The sequence below is a fragment of the Plantactinospora sp. GCM10030261 genome (assembly GCF_042666615.1).
GTDB lineage: Bacteria > Actinomycetota > Actinomycetes > Mycobacteriales > Micromonosporaceae > KBS50.
On sequence record NZ_JBHTDD010000007.1, the window covers coordinates 15669 to 40775 of the forward strand.

20 protein-coding genes are annotated in these 25107 nt (G+C 72.6%); 17 read left to right on the forward strand and 3 right to left on the reverse strand.

The features are described 5' to 3' along the window. Window positions 1-88: 88 nt before the first annotated feature. The 14 genes from ACFQUZ_RS10635 to ACFQUZ_RS10700 all read left to right on the forward strand — a co-directional run bounded on the left by ACFQUZ_RS10635 (window position 89) and on the right by ACFQUZ_RS10700 (window position 18459). Window positions 89-2143: a molybdopterin oxidoreductase family protein gene (locus ACFQUZ_RS10635; RefSeq protein ID WP_377440750.1), complete on the forward strand. Its 2055-nt coding sequence runs from the start codon at window positions 89-91 to the stop codon at window positions 2141-2143. After that, window positions 2140-3537, forward strand: coding sequence for an FAD-dependent oxidoreductase (locus ACFQUZ_RS10640; protein WP_377440752.1), 1398 nt, complete (start codon window positions 2140-2142; stop codon window positions 3535-3537). The genes ACFQUZ_RS10635 and ACFQUZ_RS10640 overlap by 4 nt, the downstream gene beginning before the upstream one ends. Next, window positions 3534-6059 (forward strand): nitrite reductase large subunit NirB, encoded by a 2526-nt coding sequence (nirB, locus tag ACFQUZ_RS10645; RefSeq protein WP_377440754.1) that lies wholly within the window; start codon window positions 3534-3536, stop codon window positions 6057-6059. Before ACFQUZ_RS10640 ends, nirB begins: the two co-directional genes overlap by 4 nt. Then, complete coding sequence (nirD, locus tag ACFQUZ_RS10650; protein ID WP_377440756.1) at window positions 6056-6424, forward strand: nitrite reductase small subunit NirD; 369 nt, start codon at window positions 6056-6058, stop codon at window positions 6422-6424. The genes nirB and nirD overlap by 4 nt, the downstream gene beginning before the upstream one ends. Then, window positions 6421-7527 (forward strand): uroporphyrinogen-III synthase, encoded by a 1107-nt coding sequence (locus tag ACFQUZ_RS10655; protein WP_377440758.1) that lies wholly within the window; start codon window positions 6421-6423, stop codon window positions 7525-7527. The genes nirD and ACFQUZ_RS10655 overlap by 4 nt, the downstream gene beginning before the upstream one ends. A gap of 102 nt (window positions 7528-7629) precedes the next feature. Further along, window positions 7630-8523 (forward strand): alpha/beta hydrolase family protein, encoded by an 894-nt coding sequence (locus ACFQUZ_RS10660; RefSeq protein ID WP_377440760.1) that lies wholly within the window; start codon window positions 7630-7632, stop codon window positions 8521-8523. A gap of 185 nt (window positions 8524-8708) precedes the next feature. After that, window positions 8709-9602: an ABC transporter ATP-binding protein gene (locus tag ACFQUZ_RS10665; RefSeq protein WP_377440762.1), complete on the forward strand. Its 894-nt coding sequence runs from the start codon at window positions 8709-8711 to the stop codon at window positions 9600-9602. Next, entirely contained in the window at window positions 9599-10321 is a 723-nt protein-coding gene (locus ACFQUZ_RS10670; RefSeq protein ID WP_377440764.1) for an ABC transporter ATP-binding protein, read from the forward strand. Before ACFQUZ_RS10665 ends, ACFQUZ_RS10670 begins: the two co-directional genes overlap by 4 nt. Before the next feature lie 12 nt (window positions 10322-10333). Next, a complete protein-coding gene (locus tag ACFQUZ_RS10675) occupies window positions 10334-11212 on the forward strand; it encodes a branched-chain amino acid ABC transporter permease (RefSeq protein WP_377440766.1) in 879 nt (292 codons plus the stop codon). Continuing rightward, complete coding sequence (locus tag ACFQUZ_RS10680) at window positions 11209-12366, forward strand: branched-chain amino acid ABC transporter permease (protein ID WP_377440768.1); 1158 nt, start codon at window positions 11209-11211, stop codon at window positions 12364-12366. Before ACFQUZ_RS10675 ends, ACFQUZ_RS10680 begins: the two co-directional genes overlap by 4 nt. A gap of 72 nt (window positions 12367-12438) precedes the next feature. After that, entirely contained in the window at window positions 12439-13722 is a 1284-nt protein-coding gene (locus ACFQUZ_RS10685) for an ABC transporter substrate-binding protein (protein WP_377440770.1), read from the forward strand. 604 nt (window positions 13723-14326) lie between these two features. After that, the gene (locus tag ACFQUZ_RS10690) at window positions 14327-14929 is read left to right on the forward strand and encodes a TetR/AcrR family transcriptional regulator (RefSeq protein WP_377440772.1); all 603 of its coding nucleotides are present in this window, start codon (window positions 14327-14329) and stop codon (window positions 14927-14929) included. A 98-nt stretch (window positions 14930-15027) separates the two neighbouring features. Then, window positions 15028-17820: a LuxR C-terminal-related transcriptional regulator gene (locus ACFQUZ_RS10695; RefSeq protein ID WP_377440774.1), complete on the forward strand. Its 2793-nt coding sequence runs from the start codon at window positions 15028-15030 to the stop codon at window positions 17818-17820. Between the two features lie 84 nt (window positions 17821-17904). After that, window positions 17905-18459, forward strand: coding sequence for a histidine phosphatase family protein (locus ACFQUZ_RS10700; RefSeq protein ID WP_377440776.1), 555 nt, complete (start codon window positions 17905-17907; stop codon window positions 18457-18459). A 34-nt stretch (window positions 18460-18493) separates the two neighbouring features. Here the strand turns inward: ACFQUZ_RS10700 and ACFQUZ_RS10705 are convergent, their stop codons facing one another. The 3 genes from ACFQUZ_RS10705 to ACFQUZ_RS10715 form a co-directional block, all read right to left on the reverse strand. Beyond that, window positions 18494-19567, reverse strand: a complete 1074-nt coding sequence (locus ACFQUZ_RS10705) for an alcohol dehydrogenase catalytic domain-containing protein (RefSeq protein ID WP_377440778.1) — start codon at window positions 19565-19567, stop codon at window positions 18494-18496. Then, window positions 19564-20982, reverse strand: a complete 1419-nt coding sequence (locus ACFQUZ_RS10710; protein ID WP_377440780.1) for an aldehyde dehydrogenase family protein — start codon at window positions 20980-20982, stop codon at window positions 19564-19566. Before ACFQUZ_RS10710 ends, ACFQUZ_RS10705 begins: the two co-directional genes overlap by 4 nt. Before the next feature lie 102 nt (window positions 20983-21084). Next, window positions 21085-21750 carry a TetR/AcrR family transcriptional regulator gene (locus ACFQUZ_RS10715; RefSeq protein ID WP_377440782.1) on the reverse strand — a complete coding sequence of 222 codons (666 nt, stop codon included), beginning with the start codon at window positions 21748-21750 and terminating at the stop codon, window positions 21085-21087. A gap of 138 nt (window positions 21751-21888) precedes the next feature. Here ACFQUZ_RS10715 and ACFQUZ_RS10720 point away from each other — a divergent pair, with 138 nt between their 5' ends. From ACFQUZ_RS10720 to ACFQUZ_RS10730, 3 genes are read left to right on the forward strand one after another with little or no spacing between them, the layout of a single operon-like run. Further along, entirely contained in the window at window positions 21889-23061 is a 1173-nt protein-coding gene (locus tag ACFQUZ_RS10720) for an acyl-CoA dehydrogenase family protein (RefSeq protein WP_377440784.1), read from the forward strand. Next, the gene (locus ACFQUZ_RS10725) at window positions 23058-23522 is read left to right on the forward strand and encodes a MaoC family dehydratase (protein ID WP_377440786.1); all 465 of its coding nucleotides are present in this window, start codon (window positions 23058-23060) and stop codon (window positions 23520-23522) included. Before ACFQUZ_RS10720 ends, ACFQUZ_RS10725 begins: the two co-directional genes overlap by 4 nt. After that, the gene (locus ACFQUZ_RS10730) at window positions 23519-25069 is read left to right on the forward strand and encodes a long-chain fatty acid--CoA ligase (protein WP_377440788.1); all 1551 of its coding nucleotides are present in this window, start codon (window positions 23519-23521) and stop codon (window positions 25067-25069) included. The genes ACFQUZ_RS10725 and ACFQUZ_RS10730 overlap by 4 nt, the downstream gene beginning before the upstream one ends. Window positions 25070-25107: the final 38 nt, after the last annotated feature.

Here is a 25107-nt window from a genome sequence, read left to right on the forward strand (position 1 = left end):
CGACCGCCGCCCGTCACGGTCGCCGGCACCCGACGTGATCGTCGTTTTGCGTACCCGTAACACGCCCTTGCGCGGGAGGAAACCACGGATGAAGAGCATCGTCGACGTGGAGTCAGCGGACACCCACTGCCCGTACTGCGCCTTGCAGTGCGCCATGACGCTGCGGCCGGCCGGCGGTGACCGGGTGGCGGTGGCGGCTCGTGACTTCCCGACCAACCGAGGCGGGTTGTGCCAGAAGGGATGGACGGCCACCGACCTGCTCACCCACCCCGAGCGGTTGACCACCCCGCTGATCCGCGTCGCCGGTCGGCTGCGGCCGGCCCGGTGGGAGGAGGCGATCGACCGGATCGTCACCGCCATCGGAGAGATCCAACGACGGTACGGGCGGGACGCCGTCGCCGTGTTCGGCGGCGGCGGTCTCACCAACGAGAAGGCGTACGCGCTGGGCCGCTTCGCCCGGGTGGCCCTGCGTACCCGCAGCATCGACTACAACGGTCGGTTCTGCATGTCCTCGGCCGCCGCCGCCGGCCTCCGGGCGTTCGGGCTCGACCGCGGGCTGCCGTTCCCGGTCGGCGACATCGCAGCGGCCGACGCGGTGCTGCTGGTCGGCGCCAACCCGGCCGAGACCATGCCGCCGTTCGTCCGACACCTGGCCGGCAGCCGGCTCGTGGTGGTGGATCCGCGGGCCACCGCGACCGCCCGGCTCGCCGCCCTGCACCTGCAACCGACGCCCGGCACCGACCTCGCGCTGGCCCACGGGCTGCTGCACGTGGCCATCGTCGAGGGGCGCGTCGACACCGGATACGTTGCCGCCCGCACCACCGGATTCGACGCCGTCCGGCGGCTGGCCACGCAGTGGTGGCCGGGCCGGGTGGAACGGATCACCGGGGTTCCGGTCGCCGACCTGTACGCGACCGTGCGGCTGCTGGCCGGCGCCGAGCGGGCCGTGGTGCTCACCGCCCGGGGCGCGGAGCAGCACAGCACCGGCACCGACACCGTCTCCGCGTTCATCAACCTGGCGCTCGCCCTCGGGCTACCCGGACGGCCCGGCTCCGGCTACGGCTGCCTCACCGGCCAGGGCAACGGCCAGGGCGGTCGGGAGCACGGTCAGAAGGCCGACCAGCTTCCCGGTTACCGGCGCATCGACGATCCGGCGGCCCGCGCCCACCTGGCCACCGTCTGGGGGATCCCGCCGGACGACATACCCGGGCCCGGCCTATCGGCGTACGAATTGCTCAGCGCGCTGGGCACCGAGGGCGGGCCGCGCGGACTGCTGGTGTTCGGCTCCAACCCGGTGGTGTCCGCCCCCCGAGCCGCCACCGTGTCCGACCGGCTGCGCGCGCTGGACCTGCTGGTGGTGGCCGACGTCGTTCGCTCCGAGACCGCCGAGCTGGCCGACGTGGTGCTGCCCGTCGCCCAGTGGGCGGAGGAGGACGGGACGATGACCAACCTGGAGGGCCGGGTGATCCGCCGGCGCCGGTTGCGGCCGCCACCGCCGCGGGTGCGTACCGACCTCGCAGTGCTGGCCGAGCTGTCCGGCCGGCTCGGCGCGCCGACCAGCGCCGAACCCGAGGAGGTGTTCGCCGAACTGCGGCGCGCCAGTGCCGGCGGTCCGGCCGACTACGCGGGCATCAGCTACCAGCGGATCGACACCGAGGGCGGGGTCTTCTGGCCGTGCCCCACGGTCGACCATCCAGGCACCCCACGGATGTTCCTCGACCGGTTCGCCACGCCGGACGGCCGGGCCCGCTTCGTGGCGGTCGACCACCGGCCGCCCGGCGAACTGCCCGACGCCGACTATCCGCTGTACCTGACCACCGGGCGGGAACTCACCCAGTACCAGTCCGGCGCCCAGACCCGTCGGATCAGCGCACTGCCCGGACAGCCGTTCGTGGAGCTGCACACTGACCTCGCCACCCGGCTCGGCGTCACCGACGGCGATCCGGTCGCGGTCAGCACCCGCCGGGGCACCGTCACCGCGCCGGCCCGGGTCAGCGGCACCATCCGCCCGGACACCGTATTCATGCCGTTCCACTACGCCGGTGTGGCGCGGGCCAACACGCTCACCGGCGACGCCCTCGACCCGGTCTCCCGGATGCCGGAGTTCAAGCTCTCCGCCTGCAACCTCAGGGTGGCGAGGTGAAGGCGATCGTTATCGGCTGCGGCATGGCGGGCAGCCGGGTCGCCAGCGACCTGCACGCCCGCGACCGGGACGTCAAGGTCACCGTCTTCGGCGCTGAACGCCACCCGCCGTACAACCGGATCATGCTGTCCACGTTGCTGGCCGGCCGGGCGGCCGAGGAGGACCTGGCGATGACCGGGCCGCCGGCCGGTATGGACGTCCGGCTCGGCGTGCGGGTCACCGCCATCGACCCGGACCGCCGCCTGGTGATCACCCCCGACGAGGTGGTGGAGTACGACGCCCTCGTGCTCGCCACCGGGGCACGCGCGGTGTACCCGGCACTGCCCGGGTTGGACGCGCCCACCGTGCGCGCCTTCCGCACGCTCGACGACTGCCGGGCCATCGTGGCCGGCGCCGCCACCGCCCGGGCCGCGATCGTGCTCGGCGGCGGACTGCTCGGCCTGGAGACGGCTCGCGGACTCGCCGGTCGGGGCCTGGCCGTCACCGTCGTGCACGCCGGACCACACCTGATGGACCGGCAGCTCGACGCCGGCGGCGCCGAGGTGCTCGCCCGGACCCTCGACGGGCTCGGCGTCGCGGTGCGGCTCGGCGCCCGCGCCCTCCGGTGGACCGGCGCCGGTCTCGACCTGGCCGACGGCACCACCATCCCGGCCGACCTGCTCGTGCTGGCCTGCGGGGCCCGCCCGGACACCGATCTCGCCGCGGCGGCCGGCATCGCCGTGCGCCGCGGTGTGCTGGTGGACCACGCGCTGCGCACCAGCGATCCACACGTCTGGGCGATCGGCGACTGCGCCGAGCACGATGGCACGGTGTACGGGCTGGTCGCGCCGGCCTGGGAGCAGGCCGACACGGTCGCCGACCGGCTCACCGGCGCGACCACCTGCTACCGGGGCACCCGACCGGTCATCCGGCTCAAGGCGACCGGACTCGACGTCGCCGCGATGGGTTCGGTGGCCGATCATCCGGACGCCGAGGTGGTCAGCTTCGCCGACCCGGCCCGCGGCACGTACGCCCGGCTGGTGATCCGGGACGACCGGCTGGCCGGCGCCGTGCTGCTCGGCGACAACCCGAGCGTGGGCACGGTCGTGCAGCTGTTCGACCGGGACGCCGAGGTGCCCGAGGACCGGCGGTCGCTGCTGCTCGGCCGGTCGTTCGGCGCGGTCCAACCGGCCCGGTCCGAGTCGCCCGCGTTCCTGCCCGCGCAGGCGCTGGTCTGCCGGTGCAACTCCGTGACCAAGGCGGCGATCACCGATCGCTGGCGGGACGGCGCCCGCACCGTGCCGGAGATCGTCACCACCACCCGCGCCACCACCGGTTGCGGAGGTTGCCGGGACGCGGTCACCGGCATCGTCGACTGGCTGGCCGCGGCGGAATCCGAGGAGGGAAGCCCATGAAACTGGTGGTGCTCGGGAACGGCATGGTGGGGCAGCGGCTCATCGAGTCGCTCGCCGCACGGGACAGCGACCGGCGGTGGTCGGTGACCGTGCTCGCGGAGGAGAACCGGCGCGCGTACGACCGGGTGCGCCTGTCGGCCTGGTTCGAGGGGGTGAGCGTCGACGAGCTGACCCTCGCGCCGCCCGGCGTACCGGCCGGGGTGGACCTGCGGCTCGGTGAGCCGGCCACCGCCGTCGATCGCGCCGCCCGGGTCGTCCACACGGCGGCCGGTGCCTATCCGTACGACGTCCTGGTGCTGGCCACCGGCTCGCGGGCGTTCGTGCCGCCGGTGCCCGGCACGGACAGCCCCGGATGCTTCGTCTACCGGACGCTTGACGACCTGGCGGCGTTGCGGGACCACGCCGCCGGCCGGACTGACGGCACGGTGGTCGGTGGTGGCCTGCTCGGCCTGGAGGCGGCGAACGCGTTGCGTCTGCTCGGCCTGCGTACCTCCGTGGTGGAGTTCGCCCCGCACCTGATGCCGATGCAGGTCGACGAGGGTGGCGGCGGCATGCTGCGGCGCCGGATCGAGGAACTGGGCATCGCGGTGCACTGCGGCACCGGCGTGACCGCGATCGCCGAGCACGATGGGCGGTTGCGTCTGGACACCGCGGGCGAACTCGTGCTCGACACCGACGTGGTGGTCTTCGCGGCCGGCGTGCGACCCCGGGATGAACTGGCCCGGGCGGCCGGTCTGGCGGTCGGGGAACGCGGCGGCGTGCTGGTCGACGACACCTGCCGCACCTCCGACGAACGGATCTACGCGGTGGGGGAGTGCGCGGCGGTGGACGGCCGCTGCTACGGGCTGGTGGCTCCCGGCTACGCCATGGCGGACGTGGTGGCGGACCGGCTGCTGGGCGGCGCGGCCCGGTTCGGCGGGGCGGACACCTCGACCAAGCTGAAACTGCTCGGCGTCGACGTGGGCAGCTTCGGTGCCACCACGGGTCCGCTCGACGTGGTGTACGCCGACCCGGCCAGCGGCATCTACGCCAAGCTGGTGCTCACCGACGACGCGCGGACGCTGCTCGGCGGGATCCTGGTCGGCGACGTCTCGGCGTACCCGACCCTGCGTCCGGCCGTCGGCGGGCCGGTGCCCGGTAAGCTCGCCGACTTCCTGTCGGCCGGCGCGCCGGCCGGGACGCTTCCCGGCTCGGCGCAGGTGTGCAGCTGCAACGCCGTCACCAAGGACGAGGTCGTGTCGGCGATCGGCGGCGGCTGCACCGACGTCGGTTGTCTCAAGGCGTGCACCCGGGCCGGCACCACCTGCGGGTCCTGCGTGCCGCTGCTGCGCACCCTGCTCGACGAGGCCGGCGTCGCCCGGTCCACCGCGTTGTGCGAGCACTTCGGCCACTCCCGCCAGGAGCTGTTCGACCTGGTCCGGGTGCGCGGCATCGGGACGTTCTCCGAGCTGGTCGCCGGCTACGGCACCGGGCGGGGGTGCGACATCTGCAAGCCCGTGGTGGCCTCGATCCTCGCGTCGCTGGGCACCGGTCACATCCTCGACGGGGAGCAGGCCGCGTTGCAGGACACCAACGACCACTTCCTGGCCAACATCCAGCGGGACGGCAGCTACTCGGTGGTGCCCCGGATTCCGGGCGGGGAGATCACCCCGGACCGGCTCATCGTGATCGGCGAGGTGGCCCGGGACTTCGGGCTCTACACCAAGATCACCGGAGGGCAGCGGATAGATCTGTTCGGCGCCCGGGTCGAGCAGCTCCCGGCCATCTGGCGCCGGCTGGTCGACGCGGGATTCGAGTCCGGGCACGCGTACGGCAAGGCGCTGCGCACGGTGAAGTCCTGCGTCGGCTCCACCTGGTGCCGGTACGGCGTGCAGGACTCGGTCGGCCTGGCCATCGCCCTCGAACTGCGCTATCGCGGCCTGCGTTCACCACACAAGATAAAGGCGGCGGTGTCGGGCTGCGCCCGGGAGTGCGCCGAGGCGCGGAGTAAGGACTTCGGTGTGATCGCCACCGAGACCGGGTGGAATCTCTACCTGGGCGGCAACGGCGGGTTCCGGCCCCGGCACGCCGAACTGTTCCACACCGACCTGGACACCGACGCGCTGGTCCGCACCATCGACCGCTACCTGATGTACTACATCCGTACCGCGGACCGGCTGCAACGCACGTCCACCTGGTTGGAGTCGCTGGACGGTGGCCTCGACCACCTGCGCGCGGTGATCGTCGACGACAGCCTCGGCATCTGCGCCGACCTCGACGAGGCGATGGCCCGCCACGTCGGTGCCTACCGTGACGAATGGCGGGCGGTGCTCGACGATCCGGAGAAGCTGCGCCGGTTCGTCTCGTTCGTCAACCAGCCCGGCACTCCCGACCCGTCCATCTCGTTCACCGTGGAACGCGAGCAACCGGTGCCGGCCGTCGGGCCGGTCAGCCTCGGAATGCCGGTGTCCGGCCCGGTCACCCCCGAGGCACCGGCGGTGCCCGGTCCGGCCGCCCCCGAGGCGCCGGGGGTGCGGCGATGACCGTGGTGGGCCGCGCGGCCCGGCCGCCCGGACGACCGCAGGCTGACTGGACGGCCGTCTGCCGGCTCGCCGACCTGCTGCCCGAACGGGGCGTCGCCGCCCTGCTCGACGGCGTCCAGGTCGCCGTCTTCCGGCTGCACGACGACGGCGTACGGGCGATCGGCAACCGGGACCCGCTCTGCGGCGCGTACGTGCTGTCCCGGGGAGTCGTCGGCACCCGGGGCGAACGTCCGGTGGTCGCCTCGCCGATGCACAAACAGGCGTACGACCTGGACACCGGGAGATGCCTGGACGTTCCCGACGTCACCGTGCCGGTGTATCGGGCGAGGGTCCGCGACGGCCTGGTGGAGGTGGCGCTCCGATGACCGCCGCCGGCCCGTCGGCGACCGGTCCGGCGCCGCTGACCGGGTTCACGGTGGCGGTCACCGCCGAGCGTCGCAACGCCGAGTTGCGGGCCCTGCTGGAGCGGCGCGGTGCCCGGGTCGTCAACGCGCCGACCATCACGATCGTCCCGCTGCGCGACGACACGGCCCTGCGGTCTGCCACCGAGAGGCTGTTGCGCCGCCCACCGGACATCGTCGTGGTCACCACCGGCATCGGTTTCCGGGGCTGGCTGGAGGCGGCCGAGGGCTGGGGCGTCGCCGAGCCGCTGCGGGGGCGGCTGGGCAGTGCCCGGATCCTCGCCCGGGGGGCCAAGCCGTGCGGTGCGATCCGGGCTGCCGGACTGAGCGAGGAGTGGGCGGCACCGACCGAGTCGTGCGAGGAGATCCTGCGCGAACTCGTCGAGGAGGGGGTCGCGGGGCGGCGGATCGCCGTCCAACTGCACGGCGGCCCGCAGGAGGATTTCGTGTCGGCTCTCCGCACAGCGGGCGCGGAGGTGGTGGAGGTGCCTGTCTATCGGTGGACGGCACCCGGTGACATCGCCCCGGTGCGCCGGTTGGTGGGGCAGATCGTCACCGGTCAGGTGGACGCCGTCACGTTCACCAGCGCGCCGGCGGTGCGGATGCTGCTGGACGTGGCCGGCATGAGTCCCACGGACCTGTTCACCGACCGGGTGCTGGCCGCCTGCGTCGGGCCGGTGACCGCGGCCCCGCTGCGCGCCGCCGGGGTGCCCGCGCTGGTGCCGGACCGGGCCCGGCTGGGTGCCCTGGTCCGGGTCGTCACCGAGGAACTGCCACGGCGTGCCCAGCGGCTGTCCGTTGCGGGCATCGAACTCGAACTGCGGGGACACGCGGTGCTCGTTGACGGCGACGTCCGCGTTCTCGCCCCGGCCACCATGGCGATCCTCGCCGCGCTGGCCGAGCGTCCCGGAGCGGTGATCTCCCGGGCGGACCTCGCCACGGCCCTGCCCCGGGCCGCCGACAACCATGCCGTGGACATGGCGGTGGTACGGCTGCGGGCCGCGCTCGGCTCATCCCGGTACGTCGAAACGGTGATCAAACGGGGCTACCGGCTGCGGGTGCCCTAGTGACCGGCCGGGACTGGTGATTTCACCGATGCGGCGGAACCGATCCCCGCCGAAAACTGACGCATGTCGATAGAACCCCCGACGTGGTAGGGAGTACCCGACGTGCGATCACCCACCCCCATCCGCTCCACCGCCCGTACCCTGGCCGGCCTGGTGCTGACCGGCATCCTCGCCGCCGGCGCGGTCGTCGCCGGCTCGCCCGCCGCGCAGGCCGCGGACAACCCGTACGAGCGGGGCCCCGCCCCGACCAACGCGAGCCTGGAGGCCAGCCGGGGCCCGTTCGCGACATCCTCGTACAGCGTCTCCTCGCTCAGCGTCACCGGCTTCGGCGGTGGCACCATCTACTACCCGACCAGCACCAGCGAGGGCACGTTCGGCGCCGTCGCCATCTCGCCCGGCTACACCGCCCGCTGGTCCAGCCTGAGCTGGCTCGGTCCGCGCATCGCCTCGCACGGTTTCGTCGTCATCGGGATCGAGACGAACTCCATCTTCGACCAGCCGGACAGCCGTGGCCGGCAGTTGCTGGCCGCGCTCGACTACCTGGTGGACCGGAGTTCCGTCCGTACCCGGATCGACGGCGCGAGGCTCGCGGTGGCCGGCCACTCGATGGGCGGCGGTGGCAGCCTGGAGGCCGCCTCGGACCGCCCGTCCCTGCAGGCCGCCGTGCCGCTGGCCCCGTGGAACCTGGACAAGAGCTGGTCGGAGCTGCGGGTGCCGACTTTGATCGTCGGTGGTGAGTACGACAGCATCGCCTCCGTCTCGTCGCACTCCGAGCCGTTCTACAACAGCATTCCGGCCTCGGCCGAGAAGGCGTACCTGGAGTTGAACGGGGAGGACCACTTCTTCCCGCAGACCACCAACACGCCGATGGCCAAGCAGGCGGTGGCGTGGCTCAAGCGGTTCGTCGACAACGACACCCGCTACGAGCAGTTCCTCTGCCCGGGACCGAGTGGCCTCGCCATCGAGGAGTACCGCGACACCTGTCCGCATGCCTGATCGCCGACCGGGGCGGCCGCCTGTGGGTGGCCGCCCCATCACCGTGCCGTCGTCGGCCGCCTGCCGCTGTCTCCCCGCCGGCCGCCCTGTCGTCGGTCGTTAGTGGACATCAAGGGTATTGACCCGAGTTCCAAGAAAAGTACACTCCCAGTGTAAATAGTATCCCGCCGATCCGAGGGAAGGCGATGGATCAAGGCCTCGCACTGCACCACATCGGAGTGCGCTTCGGTGGCCTCACCGCGCTCGACGACGTCTCGCTGCGGGTGCAACCCCGGCAGGTGGTCGGCGTGATCGGACCCAACGGGGCAGGCAAGACCACCCTGTTCAACGTGGTCTGCGGGTTCGTCCCGGCGGACAGCGGCTCGCTGACCTTCGACGGGCGACCGCTGCGGCCACGGCCGCACCGGCTGACCCGGCTCGGCATCGCCCGCACCCTCCAGGGCACCGGCCTGTTCGCCGGGCTCACGGTGCTGGAGAACGTCATGACCGGGGCCTCGGCGGCGGCCCGTGCCGGGTTCCTGTCCGCCGTGTTCGGCCTGCCCCCCAGCGACCGGGACGAGCGCCGGTTGCGCCGGCAGGCCCTCGACATCCTCGGGGACCTCGGCATCGCGGCACACGCCGACGCCGTGCCGCAGACCCTGCCCTTCGCCGTACGTCAGCGGGTCGCGCTGGCCCGTGCCCTCGCCGCGCGGCCCCGGCTGCTCCTGCTCGACGAGCCCGCCGGTGGCCTCGGCGCCGAGGACATCGCCGACCTCGCGTCACTGATCCGCGACCTGCCCCACCGGCAGGCCGACCCGTGCGCGGTGCTCCTCGTGGAGCACCACATGGATCTCGTGATGTCGGTCTGCGACCGGATCGTGGTGCTGGACTTCGGGCGCGTCATCGCGACCGGCACCCCGGACCAGGTCCGCGACGATCCGGCGGTCGCCGACGCCTACCTCGGCGCTCCCGCCGACGAGGTCGCTCCCGCGGTTGAGGTGGCACCGCCCGGTGACGTGGCACCGCCCGGCGAGGCCGGCCCGGCCGGGGAGACGGCCCGGGACGAGGCGGCGGCACCGGCCGGGGAGACGGCCCGATGACGCCGGACGACCTGCTCGCGGTCCAAGGTGTGGTGGCCGGCTACGGCCCCGTTCCGGTCTTGCACTCCGTCGACCTGACGGTTCCCCGGGGCAGCATCGCGGCGGTGGTCGGGGCCAACGGCGCCGGCAAGACGACCCTGCTGCGCGCCATCTCCGGCATGATCCGGCCCACCTCCGGCCGGATCGTCCTCGACGGGGAGGATCTGCGGGGGACGCCGGTGGAGCAGCTTGTCCGGCGTGGCCTGGCCCACGTGCCGGAGGGTCGCGGGGTCATCAGCGAACTGACCGTCGACGAGAACCTGCGTCTTGGCGGGCTGTGGCGCCGCGACCGGGCGGCCGCGGACCGCGCCCTCGACGACGTCTACCAACTCTTCGAACCGCTGGCCCGGCGGCGCCGACACCCCGGGCACCAGCTTTCCGGCGGCGAACGGCAGATGTTGGCCCTCGGCCGAGCCCTCGTCGGTCGGCCCCGGCTGTTGCTGCTCGACGAGCCCTCGCTCGGCCTGGCGCCCCGGGTGGTGGCCCAGACCATGGCGCTGCTGCGCCGGCTGCGTGACGACACCGGGCTGACGGTGCTGCTCGTCGAGCAGAACGTGCGCAGCGCACTCTCGGTCGCCGACCAGGGCGTGGTGATGGCCCTCGGCCGGATAGTCACCACCGCGCCGGCCACGGCGCTGCGGGACGACGCCGACCTACGGCACGCCTACCTCGGTTTCTAGAAGGGGGACCTGTTGGACCGCTTCGTGTTCCTCACCGTCGACGGCCTGTCGAAGGGTGCGGTCTATGCCGCCTTCGCGCTGGCCCTGGTGCTCATCTGGCGGGCCGCCCGCATCGTCAACTTCGCCCAGGGAGCGATGGCCGTCGCCGCCGCATACGTGGCCTACAGCGTCACCGCCGCGACCGGCTCATACTGGCTCGGCTTCGGAGTGGCGTTCCTCGTCGGGCTGCTGCTCGGCGCGGTCGTCGACCTGGCGGTGATGCGCTTCGTCGACCACCGCTCCCCGCTCAACCCGGTGATCGTGGCCCTCGGGCTGGTCCTGCTCATTCAGGCCGTCCTCGGCATGGTCTACGGGAATGAGTTCCGGCCGGCCGGGACGCCCTTCTCGCGGGCGGCGCTCACCGTGGGCGGGGTGGCCGTGCTGTCTCCGTACGACATCTTCGCGTTCGTGACCGTGGGAGTGGTGGTCGTCGGACTCGCCTGGATCTTCGCCCGTACCCCCGTCGGGTTGCGGATGCGCGCCGCGGCGTTCGCTCCCGACGTCTCGCGACTGCTCGGGGTCAATGTCGGCGGCATGCTCACGCTCGGCTGGGCCCTGGCCTCCGGCGTCGGCGCCCTGGCCGCCATGCTCGCCCTTCCCACCGAACTCGGTCTGCACCCGCACGCGATGGACCTGGTCTTCGTCTCCGCGTTCACGGCGGCCGTCGTGGGTGGGCTGGACAGTCCGCCAGGGGCGGTCGTCGGCGGCCTCCTGGTCGGGCTCCTGCTCTCCTACGTCAGCGGATACGCCGGCAGCGACCTCACCCCCCTCGCGGTGCTCGTCCTGCTGCTGGTGGTGCTCCTGGCCCGTCCGGCCGGCCTGTTTGCACCGGTCACCGCGAGGCAGGTGTGAGCACCACCCGGGCGGCGGCCCCTCCCGCGACCCCGGTGGCCGACGGACGCGACCGGGTGGCCGGCGAACGGCACCGGTCGACCCTGCTGCGCCATCTCGCCATCACCGGGGTCGCCGCGCTGCTCCTGGTGGTCGTCAGCTACGAGCTGGAGCCGTTCCGGAACTTCCAGTTGGCCACCGTGGCCGCCTACCTCTGCGCGACCGCCGGGCTGACCGTCCTCACCGGACTCAACGGGCAGCTCTCCCTGGGGCATGGCGCGCTGATGGCCGTCGGGGCGTACGCGGTCGCATTCTGCCAGACCGCTTTCGGCGACCGGGGTGTCACGGCGGGGTGGACACTCCCGTTGTCGATGGCCGTGGCCGTGGTGGCGGCAATCGGGTTCGGAGCCGTCATCGGCGTGGCGGCGGCCCGGCTGCGAGGTCCCTACCTCGCCGGTGTCACCCTTGCCGTCGCGGTCGTCGTGCCCGCGCTGACCGTCACGTTCGACGGGGTGTTCAACGGCGAACAGGGACTCTCGGTTCCCGTCGAGCCGCCGCCGGTGGCGCTCGGCCTGTACTTCCCGTACGAGCGGTGGCAGCTCTGGATCGCCGGTGCCGCCGCACTCCTGACCCTGTTGTTGCTGGCCAACCTGGTTCGCAGCCGGTACGGCCGAACACTGCGGGCGGTCCGTGACGACGAGGCGGCCGCCGCCCTCGCCGGAATCCATGTCGCGCGTACGAAGGTGCTCGCGTTCGTGGTCAGCGCGGCCGGTGCCGGGCTCGGTGGTGGCGTGCTCGCGGTCCTCGCGCAGAGCGTGTCCCCGGGCGCGTTCTCACTGACCCTCTCGCTCTTCCTGCTGATGGCAGTCGTCATCGGCGGCCTCGGCCGGCTGGCCGGAGCGGTGTGGGGCGCCGTGCTGCTGGTCGCCCTGCCCGACCTGACGCACAGCCTGACCGAACTGTTCGACCTGTCACCCGCGGCGGCGCAACGCATGGAGGGCAACCTCCCCCTCGCCATCTTCGGGGGCGCGTTGGTCGTCGTCATGATCACCGCGCCGGGCGGTGTGCAGGGTCTGCTGACCCGTCTCGGCCACCTGCTGCGCGGCCGGCTCCCGTCCCGCTGGCTTCCGTCCCGGCGGCTTCCGTTCGGCCGGCGGCGGGCGCCGCGCCGATGAACCGTTCCCACTGACCACCACCTGACAGATCACCACCTGACAAACCGGACCGAGGAAAGGTCGGTGCCTCACATGCGACGAGCTTCACGACGCGGACTCGCGATCGCCACCGTCGTCACCCTGCTCATCACCGCTGCCGGATGTGGCGGTGGATCAGACGACGGAGGTGGCGCCCCGGTGCCCGGCGTCACGGACACCGAGATCCTGGTCGGCACGCACATGCCGCTGACCGGGCCGGCCTCGGCCGGCTACTCCAAGATCGCCCCGGCGACCAAGGCGTACTTCGACTACGTCAACGCCAACGGTGGCGTACATGGCCGGAAGATCACCTACAAAATCATGGATGACGGGTACAACCCGGCCAACACCCAGCAGGTCGTCCGCCAACTGGTGCTGCAGGACAAGGTCTTCGCCATTCTCAACGGACTCGGCACGCCCACCCACACCGGCGTACTCGACTTCCTCAAGAGCAACCGGGTGCCGGACCTGTTCGTCGCCTCGGGCAGCCGGAGCTGGGACCAGCCCGACAAGTACCCGGGCACCTTCGGCTTCAACACCGACTACACGGTGGAGGGCAAGATCCTGGCCAACCACGTCAAGGCCAACCTGCCCGGCCAGCGGGTCTGCTTCCTCGGCCAGGACGACGACTTCGGCCGGGACAGCCTGGCCGGCGTGGAGCGGGTGTTGGGCGCCACCACTCTCGTGTCCCGCCAGACCTACGTCACGAGCAACACAAACGTGGCCCCGCAGATCGGCGCGTTCAAGGCCGCGGGCTGCCAGGTCGCCATCCTCGCCACCGTGCCGGGCTTCACGGCCCTCTCGATCGGCACCGCCGCCCGACTGGGATTCAAGCCGCAGTGGGTGGTCTCCAACGTGGGCGCCGACCATCCGACCCTGGCGAAGCAACTCGGCGAGGCCGCCCCGCTGCTCGAGGGAATGATCGGTGCCAACTACCTGCCGATGCAGAACGACACCGCGGATCCGTGGATCCAGCTCTTCATGAAGGTCAACAAGGAGCACAACGGCGATGCGCCGTTCGACGGCAACATCGTCTACGGAATGTCGGTGGGTTACCTGTTCGTGCAGGTGCTCCTCGCGGCCGGGAAAGACCTCACCCGCGAATCGGTGATCGAGGCCGTCCGCAAGGGTGGGTACCAGGGTCCGGGACTCGCCCCGCTGCGGTTCTCCGCCACCGACCACTCCGGCTACGGCGGGCACCGACTGAGCCGGGTGACCGCAGGCGTGCAGACGTACTTCGGCCCCACGTTCGAGACGGATGAGGGGGACGGGCCGGTAAGCGAGTATTCGGCACCACCGGTGGCACCGCCGAGCAACGGCATCCCGACGGCCTCCTGACCGCCGCGGCGTCCCGGCCTCGGGATGCCCGGCGGGATGCCCGGCGGGATGCCGGCGGGACGCGCGGACGGGATGCCCGGCGGGACGCACAGGCGGGGCCCGGCCATCGCGGCGGCCAGCCCGTCGAACACGGCCCGCAGCCGGGCCAGCGCCCGGCGGTAACGCACAGCCGGGACGCCCGGCGGTCCCCACAGATCTTGGACAGAATCCGTTGCTATACGACGGAATCTGTCCAAGATCTGCGGCCGATCCGATCCGATCGCCGGTGGACCGCGACCGCGGGACCGTCGGTCGAGCCGCGGGCCTGGTGTCGCGGGGCTGTGACCGTCCGGGCGGGCGGTGTGGGGCCGCGCCCGCACGGGGCCGGCGGGACCGTCCGGGCCGGCGGGACCGTCCGGGCCGGCGGGACCGTCCGGCCGGCGTGACCGTCCGGGCCGGCGGGACCGATCCGTGACCAACCAGGCCGGCGGGACCGACCCGGTGTCCCGCCCGGGCTGGCCGGTACTGGTCGCGAACCCGCCGATAGTGACGTGTCTAGACTCGGCGTTCGAATGCGGCAGGAGTGACCGGCGTGGCGAGAGGGGGCGACCGGAAGGTGGCTGCGGTGGGGGCTCCGGACCGGGTCGACGGGCGGACCGCCCGGGCGGAACGGACCCGGACGGCGATCGTCGAGGCGCACCTCGCGCTCATCGCCGAGGGCGACCTGCGGCCCACCGGAGAGCGCATCGCCGAGCGGGCCGGCATCTCACTGCGTACCCTCTGGACCAACTTCAAGGACATGGAGACGCTGTTCGAGGCGAGTGGCGTGGAGGTGCTGCGGCGGCAGGATGCCGCCCACCGGTCGCTCTCGCCGTCGCTGCCGTTGGCGAAGCGGATCGACGCGTACTGCCGGCAGCGGGTCCGGCAACTCCAGGTGATCGCCCCCTTCGCCCGGGCCGCCCAGATGCGCGAGCCGGTCTCGGAGCAGTTGCGTCGCAACCGTCGAAAGCACACAGCCCGGGTACGCGCGGAGGTCGAGCAGCTCTTCGCCGCCGAGTTGGAGCGGGCCGGCGCCGGTCGGGAGCACCTGGTGTACGCGGTGGTCGCCGCGAGTATGTGGCCGGCCTGGTCGATGCTGCGGGACGGGCTGGGCCTCGGCGTCGAACAATCGCGCGCGGTGCTGACCCGAACAGTGTCCGCCCTGCTCACGGAGGTGGCGGGACGCTGACGGCCGGCGTGGACCGGCGTTCGTGCCGGCGCCGGTGGGAGACCCGCTGAGGTTACGAACCTCTTTCCAAGAAGTTACCGATGAGTCACACTGACTCCATGGTTAATGCATCGACAGTGCAAATAGCCGTGCTGCGTGGTCGAGACGAGGAGTGCCGGACGATCCGCGGGCTGCTCGACGCGCACGCCGGGGGAGCACTGCTGATGCTGGGCGATCCCGGCTCCGGGCGCACCGCCCTGCTGAGCTACGCCCACCGGCACGCGAGGGACCGTACGGTCCTCGCCGGGGCCGGGCTGGCCGAGGAGGCGGCTCTTCCGTACGCGGGGCTGCAACGGCTCCTGGATCCGCTGCTCGACCGGACCAGTCTGCTGCCGCACCGGCAACGCCGCGTGCTCCTGGACGCCGTGACGGGGGACGGGTGCCCCGCTGATCAGCGGCTGGCCCTGTCGATGGCCGTGCTGGGCCTGCTCGCCGGCGCCGCCCGGGAGCGTCCGCTGCTCTGCACGATGGACGACGTCGACCTCGGCGATCGGCCCACCGCCGAGGTTCTGGCCTTCGTGGCCCGGCGGCTGCGGCACGTGCCCGCATCGGTCATCCTCAGCGGCGGCGTCGATGCCGCGACCGGCGGGATTCCCACCGTCCGGCTGTCAGCCCTCGACGATCAGCACAGCCGGGCCGTCCTCACCGATCACCTTCCCGATGATCTGCCGGAACCCGTCGCCACGGCGCTCGGCACGGTTGCCGGGGGCAACCCGCAGGCGCTTGTGGACCTCGCGAACTCGCTGACTCCCGCGCAGCGCCGGGGTGACGAACCGCTGCCCGCCGCACCACCGCCCGATGGCGTGCTGGGTCGGCACTACCGTGCCCGGCTCGACCGGCTGCCGGTGGAGACCCGGCGGTTGCTGCTGCTCGCCGCCATCGACGACGACCTGGACGCGAGCACACTGCTCCGCTCCGCCCGGGACGCGGGCCCGGGGATCGAGGCCCTCGCCCCGGCCGAGATCGCCGGACTCGTCCGGGTGGAGGCGCGTACCGTGACGTTCCCGCAGCCGATGGCGCGGGCCATGGTCGTCGCCACCGCTCCGCTCGCCGATCGTCGATGGGCACATCTGCTCCTCGCCGACCTGCTGACCGGGCTGCCGGACAGCGGTCCCCGACACCGGCTGCGGCTGGCCCTGCACCTCGCGGCCGCCGCCGAAGGCTCGGATCCCGAGCTGGCGTCCGAGCTGGCGACGGCGGCCGGCGCCGAAGGCGACCAGGAGCCGATGACCAGCGACGCCCCCATCGACCACCGCACCGCGGCCGCCGCGTTGCATCATGCCGCCGACCTGAGCGCCGATCCCGCTCGGGCCGCCGCACGCCGGTTGGCCGCCGCCCGCCACGCCTGGGCGGCCGGTGAGCCGTGCCGGGCCCGACTGCTCGCCCAGGACGCGATCCGCGACGCGGCCGACCCGCCGTTGGTCGGCCGGGCCGACCTGCTGCGGGGGGAGATGGAACTGCGCGGCGGGCAGCTTCCGGCGGCACTGACCGCGCTGCTCGCCGCGGCGGACCGGCTGGCCGGCACCGATCGTTCCCTGGCCCTCACCGCGCTGGTCCGGGCCGGCGAGGCGGTCTGCTTCGCCGGCGACCAGTTCCGATACGCCGAGGTGGAGCGCCGGGCCGGCGACCTGCCCCGTCCCGGCGACCCGCCCGGTACGGAGTTGATGACCGCGTACCTCACGGGTGTCGCGGCGACGTTGCGGGGCGACCACGACCGGGCCGGACCGGCGTTGCGGCGGGCCGTGGTCCTCGGTGGCCAGGTGACCGGACCGGCACTCACCCCGAGCGCCCTGGCCTGGGCCGCCTCCGCCGGCCTGCTGGTGGCCGTCGACGGCGTGGCCCACCGGCTCGCCGACCGTGCCGTCGAGCTGGCCCGGACCCGCGGGGAACTGTCCGCGCTGCCCCGGGCCCTGGAGTTGCGCGCGGTGGCCGAGTACTGGATGGGCCTTCCCGACGTGGCGGCCGCCAGTTGCCGGGACGGGCTGCGGATCGCCCGGGACACCGGTCAGCGCAACAGCGCCGCCGCCCACCTCGGCATGCTTGCCGTCCTCGCGGCGATCCGCGGCGACCGCGCCGCCAGCCTGCGCCGGATCCAGGAGATCGGGGACGGCATCGGGACGCACAGCCGTCCCCGCGCCCTCGCGCAGTGGGCCCTCGCGGTGTTGGACCTGGTCGACGGCCGACACGCCGACGCCGCGGCCCGGTTGGCCGCTCTCGCGCAGCCTGGCACCGGTCGAGGGCAGGTGCTGGTCCATGTGATGGCAACGCCGTACCTGGTGGAGGCCGCCGCCCAGGTCGGCCACCGGCCGGCGGCCCACGCCGCCCTCACCGTGTTCGACCGGTGGGCGGCCGGCACGGCGAGCCCGGCGCGCCGGGCGATCGCCGCCCGGTGCCGCGCGCTGCTGGCGCCACGGGGCAGCGTCGAGGCGGTGGATGCCTTCGGTACGGCGTTGCGCCTGCACCCGGCGACCGGCGGCGCGTTCGAGCGGGCCCGCACCGAGTTGCTCTTCGGGCGGGAACTGCGGCGGCGGCGGCGACCCCGGGACGCCCGCGAACACCTGCACAGCGCCCGGGAGACGTTCACCTGTCTGGGCCTGGCGAGATGGGCCGAGCAGGCGGCGGCAGAGCTGCGGGCGGCAGGCGAGTCGGTCGGTGGCCCGGACCTACCGGTGGCTCGGGCGTTGACCGGCCAGCAGTTGCGGATCGCGCAACTGGTCGCCGAGGGCGCCACCAACAAGGAGATCGCCGCCCGGATGTTCCTGTCCACCCGCACGATCGACCACCATCTGCGCAACATCTTCAACCGACTGGGGGTCCGGTCGCGCATTGAACTGGCCCGCGCGCTGGCGTGACCGGCCGACGATGGTCACGCATAGAGTGCTCGTCGGGCCGGCGACGGCGGCATGGCCGTCCCGCGCGGTGCGGAGGAGCACGCGATGGCAGTCGAGATCGTCTACGAGACCCACTCGATCACCACCGACAACGAGGCCGGCTTCGCTACCGGCTGGCTGCCCGGCCAACTGTCGGAGACGGGCCGGAAGCTCGCTCAGGAGCTGGGACGACGCCGCAGATCGGATGGCATCGCCATGGTGTTCACGTCGGACCTCGCCCGCGCGGTCGAGACAGCGGACATCGCCTTCGCCGGGACCGGGATCCCGATCCGCCAGGACCCTCGACTGCGCGAGTGCGACTACGGAACGTTGAACGGTATGCCGGTCAGCGAACTCGCCCGCATCAGGTCCCAGCACATTCACCGGCCGTTCCCCGGAGGGCAGAGCTACCAGGACGTCGTCGACCAGACCCGCGACTTCCTCACCGATGTCGCACGCGAGTGGGACGGCAGGAGGGTCCTTGTCATAGCGCATTCCGCCAACCGGTGGGCGCTTGCCAGTCTGCTCACCGGGATCCCGCTGGAAGACCAGGTCGACGCACCCTTCGCCTGGCGGGAAGGGTGGCACTACTCCCTTCCCGCCGGTTGGAACGGTCGATAACGGCGAGCCGCGGAAGACGCTGTTCGACCCCGCGCTACGGCGTCACGACGGTCCGCGCGCCCTCGCCCCGGGCCATCCGGGTGAAGGCCGCCGCGGCATCGTCCAGACCGGTCCGGTGGGTGATCAGCGGAGTCAGGTCGAGCCGGCCGTCGAGCACGGCCCGGGCCAGCTCTGGCAGGTCCCGGTCGGGATCGGACGAGCCGTACACCGAGGAGCGCAGCGTCCTGGCCGAGTGGAAGATCTCCAGGGCGCTCAGGCCGACGATGTCGTCCTTCGCCCCCATGCCGACCACGACCACCTGCCCGCCTCGGCGCGTGGCCCGCCAGGCGGCGCGGATGGTGGCGGAGCGTCCGACGCATTCCAGGGCGTGGTCGACGCCCCGGCCGCCGGTGCGCGACCGTACGGAGCGGCTCAGCGCGTCGTCGGCGAGCAGGAAGTCGGTGGCTCCCGCCGCCATCGCGAGGTCCGCCTTGGCGGGGGAGACGTCGACCGCGAGCACCGGTTCGGCCCCGGCCGCGCGGGCGGCGGCGACCGCGGACAGGCCGACCCCGCCGAGGCCGATCACCGCCACCGAGTCGCCGGCGGTGACCGAGGCGGTACGGCGTACCGCGCCGACGCCGGTGAGCACCGCGCAGCCGAGCAACGCCGCCGCGTCGAAGGGCAGTTCGGCCGGGACCGGGATCACGGCGTGCTCAGACACCACCACCTGCTCGGCCAACGCCCCGAGGCCGAGCGTGACGTGTAGCGGCTCACCGGTCGAGGCGCGGCCCCGGGCGGCGGCCGGAGATCCCGTACGTTCGCACAGCCACGGCTCGCCGTGTCCGCAGAACCAGCATCGCCGGCACGGTGGCGCCCAGTTCAGCACCACGTGCGCACCGGGAACGACCCGGCTGACCGCTGGGCCGACCTCGGTCACCACGCCGGCCGCCTCGTGGCCGAGCACCAGTGGGTACGTCGGAGACACCGTACCGTCGACCATGGACAGGTCGGAATGGCACACTCCAGCGGCGCGGATCGCCACCCGGACTTCGCCCGGACCCGGCCCGGCCAGGTCGACGTCCTCCACCCGGGGCGTCGCCGCCACCCCGCGTACGACAAGCGCCCTCATCGTTGGATGGCCTTGACCTCGCAGAACTCGTCCAGGCCATAGCTACCCAGTTCGCGGCCGACGCCGGACTGCTTGTAGCCACCGAACGGGGCGAGTGGGTTGAACGGGGCACCGTTGATGTCCACGGCGCCGGTGCGCATCCGTCGTGCGACCCGCAGCGCGCGCTCCTCGTCGAGCGACCAGACGGCGCCGGCCAGCCCGTACCGGGAGTTGTTTGCCACCGCCACCGCATGTTCGTCGTTGTCGACCGGGATCACCGAGAGCACCGGACCGAAGATTTCCTCCTGGGCCAGGGCGCTGTCGGGGTCGACGTCGGCGATCACGGTCGGAGCGACGAAGTAGCCCCGGTCCGGCACCGGGGCCTCGGGTCCGCCGGCCACCAGCCGACCCCCGTCGGCCAGGCCCCGGACGACGTGGTCGCGGACCCGGTCCCGCTGCGCCGCCGAGACGAGGGGGCCCAGCCGGGTGTCCGGGTCGAACGGGTCACCGAGCCGGTAACCGGCCGCGGCCCTGGCCGCCAGCTCGACCGCCTCGGCGTACCGGGACCGGTGCACCAGCATCCGGGTCCAGGCGGTGCAGGTTTGCCCGGAGTTGAGGAAGGCGTTGCCGACCCCGACCTTCACCGCGGTGGCCAGGTCGGCGTCTTCGAGGATGACGTTTGCCGACTTCCCGCCCAGCTCCAGCGCGACCCGGGCGATCCGGTCAGCGGCGACGCGGGCGATCCGTCGGCCGGTGACGGTGGACCCGGTGAACGAGACCAGGTCGACGTCCGGGTGCGCGGCGAGTGCCGCGCCGGCCTCCGGTCCGGTGCCGGTGACCAGGTTCACCACTCCCGGCGGCAGGCCGGCCTCGTCGATCGCGTCGAAGAGCAGGTACGCCACCAGCGGGGTCAGTTCACTGGGTTTCAGCACGACCGGGCAACCGGCGGCCAGCGCCGGGGCGAGCTTGGCCATGATCTGGTGCAGTGGGTAGTTCCACGGCGTGATCGCGCCGACCACGCCGACCGGTTCGCGTGCCACAAGCGAGTTGCCCACCCGGTGCTCCTCGGTCGGGCGGGCGGCCAGCTCGACGTACCCGCGCAGGACCGTCAGCGGCAGGCCAGCCTGGATCCGGGTGGCCACCTTGAGTGGGGTGCCCAGCTCCAGCGCGACGGTGCGGGCGATGTCGTCGGACCGGCTGGCCAGCGCGGCGTGCACGCGGTCCAGGGCCGCTGCCCGGTCGGCGGGCGCGGTGGCGGCCCAGCCGTCGAAGGCGGCCCGGGCCGCACCGACTGCCTTGTCCACATCGGACGCCGTGCCGGCCGGGACGGTGGCGATGACCTCCTCGGTCGTCGGATTCCAGACCTCGATGGTGGCCGTGTCGGGCGCCGGGACCCAGCGGCCGTCGAGGTAGAGGTCGGTCCGTGCCAGATCCATCCGCGCCCCTTACGTGGCCCGAGAGACCGGCGGTGGACCGGGGCGGAGCCGCCTCCACCGTCCGGTCGCCGGTCCCTCTAACTAGCGGTGCAAGTTTTTACTCTAGTACGCGTTGGTGGCTGGCGGGAGGGGCGGCAGCGGTCCGACGGTCCGCTCGTAGGTGCGGGAGAGTCCCTCGATCAGCGCGTCGAGCCCGAGGGTGAACGCGCCCTCGTCGACGCGCTGCTGATGCTCGGCGAGCCGGTGCGCCTGCGTGAGGTGCGGATACTGCTCGGCGTACAGGCCGGGGTCGTCCACGAAGCCGCGGGCGAACGAGCCGAGCGCGGAACCCGCCACGAAGTAGCGCATGAGCGCCCCGATGTGGGTCGCTCGCGCGGGCGGCCAGCCGGCGTCGACCAGCCCGCCGTAGACGGCGTCGGCCATCGTCAGCGCGGCCGGCCGTCGCCCCGGTCCCGTCGCGAGGTGCGGCACGATGTGCGGATGCGCGGCGAGCGCGGCGCGGTACGAGTGTCCCCACCGGCGCAGCGCCTCGCGCCAGTCCACGCTGCCGAAGTACGAGACGTCCACCCGGCCGGTGACGCTGTCGGCCACCGCGTCGAGGATCTCGTCCTTGGTGGCGAAGTGGTTGTAGAGCGACGGGCCGCGAACGCCGAGTTCGCTGGCGAGCCGGCGGGTGGAGAACGCCGCCAGACCGTCCGCGTCGATAAGCGCGGCGGCGGTCTCGACGATCCGCTGCCGGCTGAGCAGCGCCTGCCGCGGCCGGGGCATCGGTCCTCCTTCGGGCGGTGGTCCGCAGAGCCTGGGTCGGTCGCCAGAACTCTGCCACAACGGGTCTGGACGAACTAAAACTTGCACCGCTAGTTTATAGGTCACGCACCTCCGCCGCGGCGAGGATCAGGAGGCGACATGGACTTCGCGTTGTCCGACGAGGAACGGGCCATCCGGGACACGGCTCGTGACTTCATCCGCCGGGAGGTGATGCCGCTGGAGCAGGAGGTGCTCCGTCGCGAGCGCGCCCACCGCCCCGGGCTGGACCGGTCCGAGTTGCGGGAGTTGCAACTCAAGGCCAGGAAGTTCGGCTTCTGGGGCCTTGCCACACCCGAGCAGTACGGCGGCATGGACCTGCCGGCCGTCACCCAGTCCCTCATCTGGACCGAGATCGGCCGGTCGTTCGTGCCGTTCCGATTCGGTGGCGAGGCGGACAACATCCTGTTCCACGCCAACGAGGAACAGCAACGGGAGTTCCTCGTCCCCACCATCGAGGGGGAACGGATCTCGTGCTTCGCCATCACCGAACCCGGCGCCGGCTCGGACGCGGCGAACATCAGGCTCAGCGCCCGGCGGGACGGCGACGACTGGATCCTCACCGGGGAGAAGACCTTCATCACCAACGGCCACGACGCCGACTTCGCCATCGTGGTGGCGGTGACCGACCCAGGGCTGGGGGCCCGCAACGGCGGGGCGACCGCCTTCCTGGTGGACCGGGCCATGGGATGGCGTTCGGAGTTCATCCAGACCATGGGGGAGGGCGGGCCCGCGTCGCTGATCTTCGACGACGTACGGGTGCCGCACCGCAACATCCTCGGCGAGATCGGCCAGGGCTTCACGCTCGGCATGGAATGGATCGGCAAGGGGCGCTACACCATCCCCTCGCACGCCCTCGGGATCGCCGAACGGGCCCTCGGGATGGCGATCGACCACGCCAACACCCGGGAGACCTTTGGCGCCCCGATCGGCACCAACCAGGCCATCCAATGGATGATCGCCGACTCGGAGACCGAGCTGGAGGCGGCCCGCTGGCTCGTCCTGCGCGCCGCCTGGACCGTCGACCAGGGCCTCGACCCCCGGCACGCGTCCTCGATGTGCAAGCTCTACGCCGCGGGCATGGTGAACCGGGTGGTTGACCGGGTACTGCAGATCCACGGCGGCATGGGCTACACCCGCGAGCTGCCCGTCGAACGCTGGTACCGGCAGGTGCGGCTCTACCGGATCTTCGAGGGCACCGACGAGATGCAACGTCTGATCATCGCCCGGGACCTGTTGCGCGGCTACACCCGGCTCGGTGGGCACCTGGGATGAGGACCTTCACCGGCATCTCCGAACTCGCCACGGCCGTCGGGCAGACCCTCGGGCCGGGACCGTGGCTGCGGATCGACCAGAGCCGCGTCGACCTGTTCGCCGACGCCACCGACGACCACCAGTGGATCCACACGGACCCGGAGCGGGCCGCCGCCGGGCCCTACGGCGGCACCATCGCCCACGGCTTCCTGACCCTGTCGCTGCTACCCGCGCTCGTCGGTCGCCTGTACCGGGTCGACGGCGTGCGAATGGGCGTCAACTACGGACTCAACCGGGTCCGCTTCCCGGCCCCGGTGGTGGTGGGCGGCTCGATCCGGGCCACGGCGGTCATCCAGGACGTGTCCGGGATCGACGGCGGCGCGCAGCTCGTCACCCGGGTCCAAGTGGACTCCGACGCCGGCGGGAAGCCCTGTTGTGTCGCCGACACGGTGAGCCGGCTCTACCTCGGATCGACCCGATGACCGCCCTGTCGCTGGCCATGGTGCTCGCCGAGTCCGCCCGCCGGCACCCGGACACGGTCGCCGTCATCGACGGCGACATCCGGGTGACGTACGCCGAACTGTGGCTGGAGGCCCGCTGCTACGCGGCCGGGCTGCGCGAGCTGGGGGTCCGCCCCGGCGACCGGGTGGCCCTGCTCGCCCCCAACGTCGTCGAGTTCCCCCGGGTCTACTACGGTGCCCTCGCCGCCGGCGCGGTGCTGGTGCCGATCCACCTGCTGCTCACCGCCGACGAGATCGGGTATGTGCTGCGCGACAGCGGCGCCCGGCTGCTCGTCTGCCACACCTCCCAACTCGCGACGGGAATCCGGGCGGCGAACGCGGCCGGCGTGCCGCTGGTCGCGGTGGGACGGCCGGACGGGGACGTCGACATCCAGCGCCTGGAGGACCTCCACGGATCATCGACGCCGCTGCCCTCGTACCTGACCCGGTCGGCCGAGGACACCGCGGTCGTCATCTACACGAGCGGCACCACGGGCGCCCCCAAGGGCGCCATGCTCACCCACCTCAACCTGGTCATGAACGCCACCGTCAACGTGTTCGACGCCAACGACGCGCGCGATACCGACGTGGTGCTCGGCTGCCTGCCGCTGTTCCACAGTTTCGGGCAGACCGTCGCGATGAACGGGACCTTCCGGATCGGCGCCACGCTCGTGCTGCTCAGCCGGTTCACCGGCCCGGCGGCGATCGACCTCATGGTGCGCGAGAAGGTGACCGTCTTCCACGGCGTGCCGACCATGTACATCGCGCTGCTCGACGCAAGCCGGGACCGCCCGGAACGACCCGCGTTGCGGATGTGCGTCTCCGGTGGGGCGTCGCTGCCCCTGGCCGTGCTCCAGGGCTTCGCCGCGGCGTTCGACACGACCGTCTTCGAGGGGTACGGCCTGTCCGAGACCTCCCCGTCGGCGACCTGCAACCAGCCGGCGTACGGCACCCGGGCCGGCACGATCGGGCACCCGGTCTGGGGCGTGGAGGTGGAGATCGCCCGGGCGGAGCTGGACGACCGGATCGAGCTGTTGCCGACCGGTGAACTCGGGGAGATCGTCATCCGCGGCCACAACGTCTTCGCCGGGTACCTGGGCCGTCCCGAGGCGACCGCCGAGGCGATCGTCGACGGCTGGTTCCGCAGCGGGGACCTCGGCCGCAAGGACGCCGACGGTTTCGTCACAATCGTCGACCGCAAGAAGGACATCATCATCCGCGGCGGGTTCAACGTGTATCCGCGCGAGGTGGAGGAGGTGCTGTCGCAGCACCCGGCGATCGGGCAGGTCGCGGTGATCGGAGTGCCGGACCCGTCGCATGGCGAGGAGGTCTGCGCGGTGGTGGTGCCCGATCCGGCCGGAGCGCCGTTGCCCAGCGAGCAGGACCTCGTCGACTGGTCGCGGGCCCGCCTTGGCCGGCACAAGTATCCGCGGCAGGTCCGGTACGTCGAGACGCTGCCGATCGGGCCGAGCCACAAGGTGCTCAAGCGCGAGTTGCGGCGCGTGCTGGCCGGGTCCGGCGGACAGTGACCCTGATGGGTCGGGGTCGTGGAGCCGGCGGACGCCGA

What these genes read in the sequence shown, in the direction of transcription:
- ACFQUZ_RS10700 (WP_377440776.1), top strand. Translation starts at nt 17,905, where the DNA reads ATGGCAGTCGAGATCGTCTACGAGACCCACTCGATCACCACCGACAAC.
- ACFQUZ_RS10655 (WP_377440758.1), top strand. Translation starts at nt 6,421, where the DNA reads ATGACCGCCGCCGGCCCGTCGGCGACCGGTCCGGCGCCGCTGACCGGG.
- nirB (WP_377440754.1), top strand. Translation starts at nt 3,534, where the DNA reads ATGAAACTGGTGGTGCTCGGGAACGGCATGGTGGGGCAGCGGCTCATC.
- ACFQUZ_RS10725 (WP_377440786.1), top strand. Translation starts at nt 23,058, where the DNA reads ATGAGGACCTTCACCGGCATCTCCGAACTCGCCACGGCCGTCGGGCAG.
- ACFQUZ_RS10695 (WP_377440774.1), top strand. Translation starts at nt 15,028, where the DNA reads ATGGTTAATGCATCGACAGTGCAAATAGCCGTGCTGCGTGGTCGAGAC.
- ACFQUZ_RS10635 (WP_377440750.1), top strand. Translation starts at nt 89, where the DNA reads ATGAAGAGCATCGTCGACGTGGAGTCAGCGGACACCCACTGCCCGTAC.
- ACFQUZ_RS10730 (WP_377440788.1), top strand. Translation starts at nt 23,519, where the DNA reads ATGACCGCCCTGTCGCTGGCCATGGTGCTCGCCGAGTCCGCCCGCCGG.
- ACFQUZ_RS10710 (WP_377440780.1), bottom strand. Translation starts at nt 20,982, where the DNA reads ATGGATCTGGCACGGACCGACCTCTACCTCGACGGCCGCTGGGTCCCG.
- ACFQUZ_RS10685 (WP_377440770.1), top strand. Translation starts at nt 12,439, where the DNA reads ATGCGACGAGCTTCACGACGCGGACTCGCGATCGCCACCGTCGTCACC.
- ACFQUZ_RS10670 (WP_377440764.1), top strand. Translation starts at nt 9,599, where the DNA reads ATGACGCCGGACGACCTGCTCGCGGTCCAAGGTGTGGTGGCCGGCTAC.
- ACFQUZ_RS10705 (WP_377440778.1), bottom strand. Translation starts at nt 19,567, where the DNA reads ATGAGGGCGCTTGTCGTACGCGGGGTGGCGGCGACGCCCCGGGTGGAG.
- ACFQUZ_RS10665 (WP_377440762.1), top strand. Translation starts at nt 8,709, where the DNA reads ATGGATCAAGGCCTCGCACTGCACCACATCGGAGTGCGCTTCGGTGGC.
- ACFQUZ_RS10720 (WP_377440784.1), top strand. Translation starts at nt 21,889, where the DNA reads ATGGACTTCGCGTTGTCCGACGAGGAACGGGCCATCCGGGACACGGCT.
- ACFQUZ_RS10715 (WP_377440782.1), bottom strand. Translation starts at nt 21,750, where the DNA reads ATGCCCCGGCCGCGGCAGGCGCTGCTCAGCCGGCAGCGGATCGTCGAG.
- nirD (WP_377440756.1), top strand. Translation starts at nt 6,056, where the DNA reads ATGACCGTGGTGGGCCGCGCGGCCCGGCCGCCCGGACGACCGCAGGCT.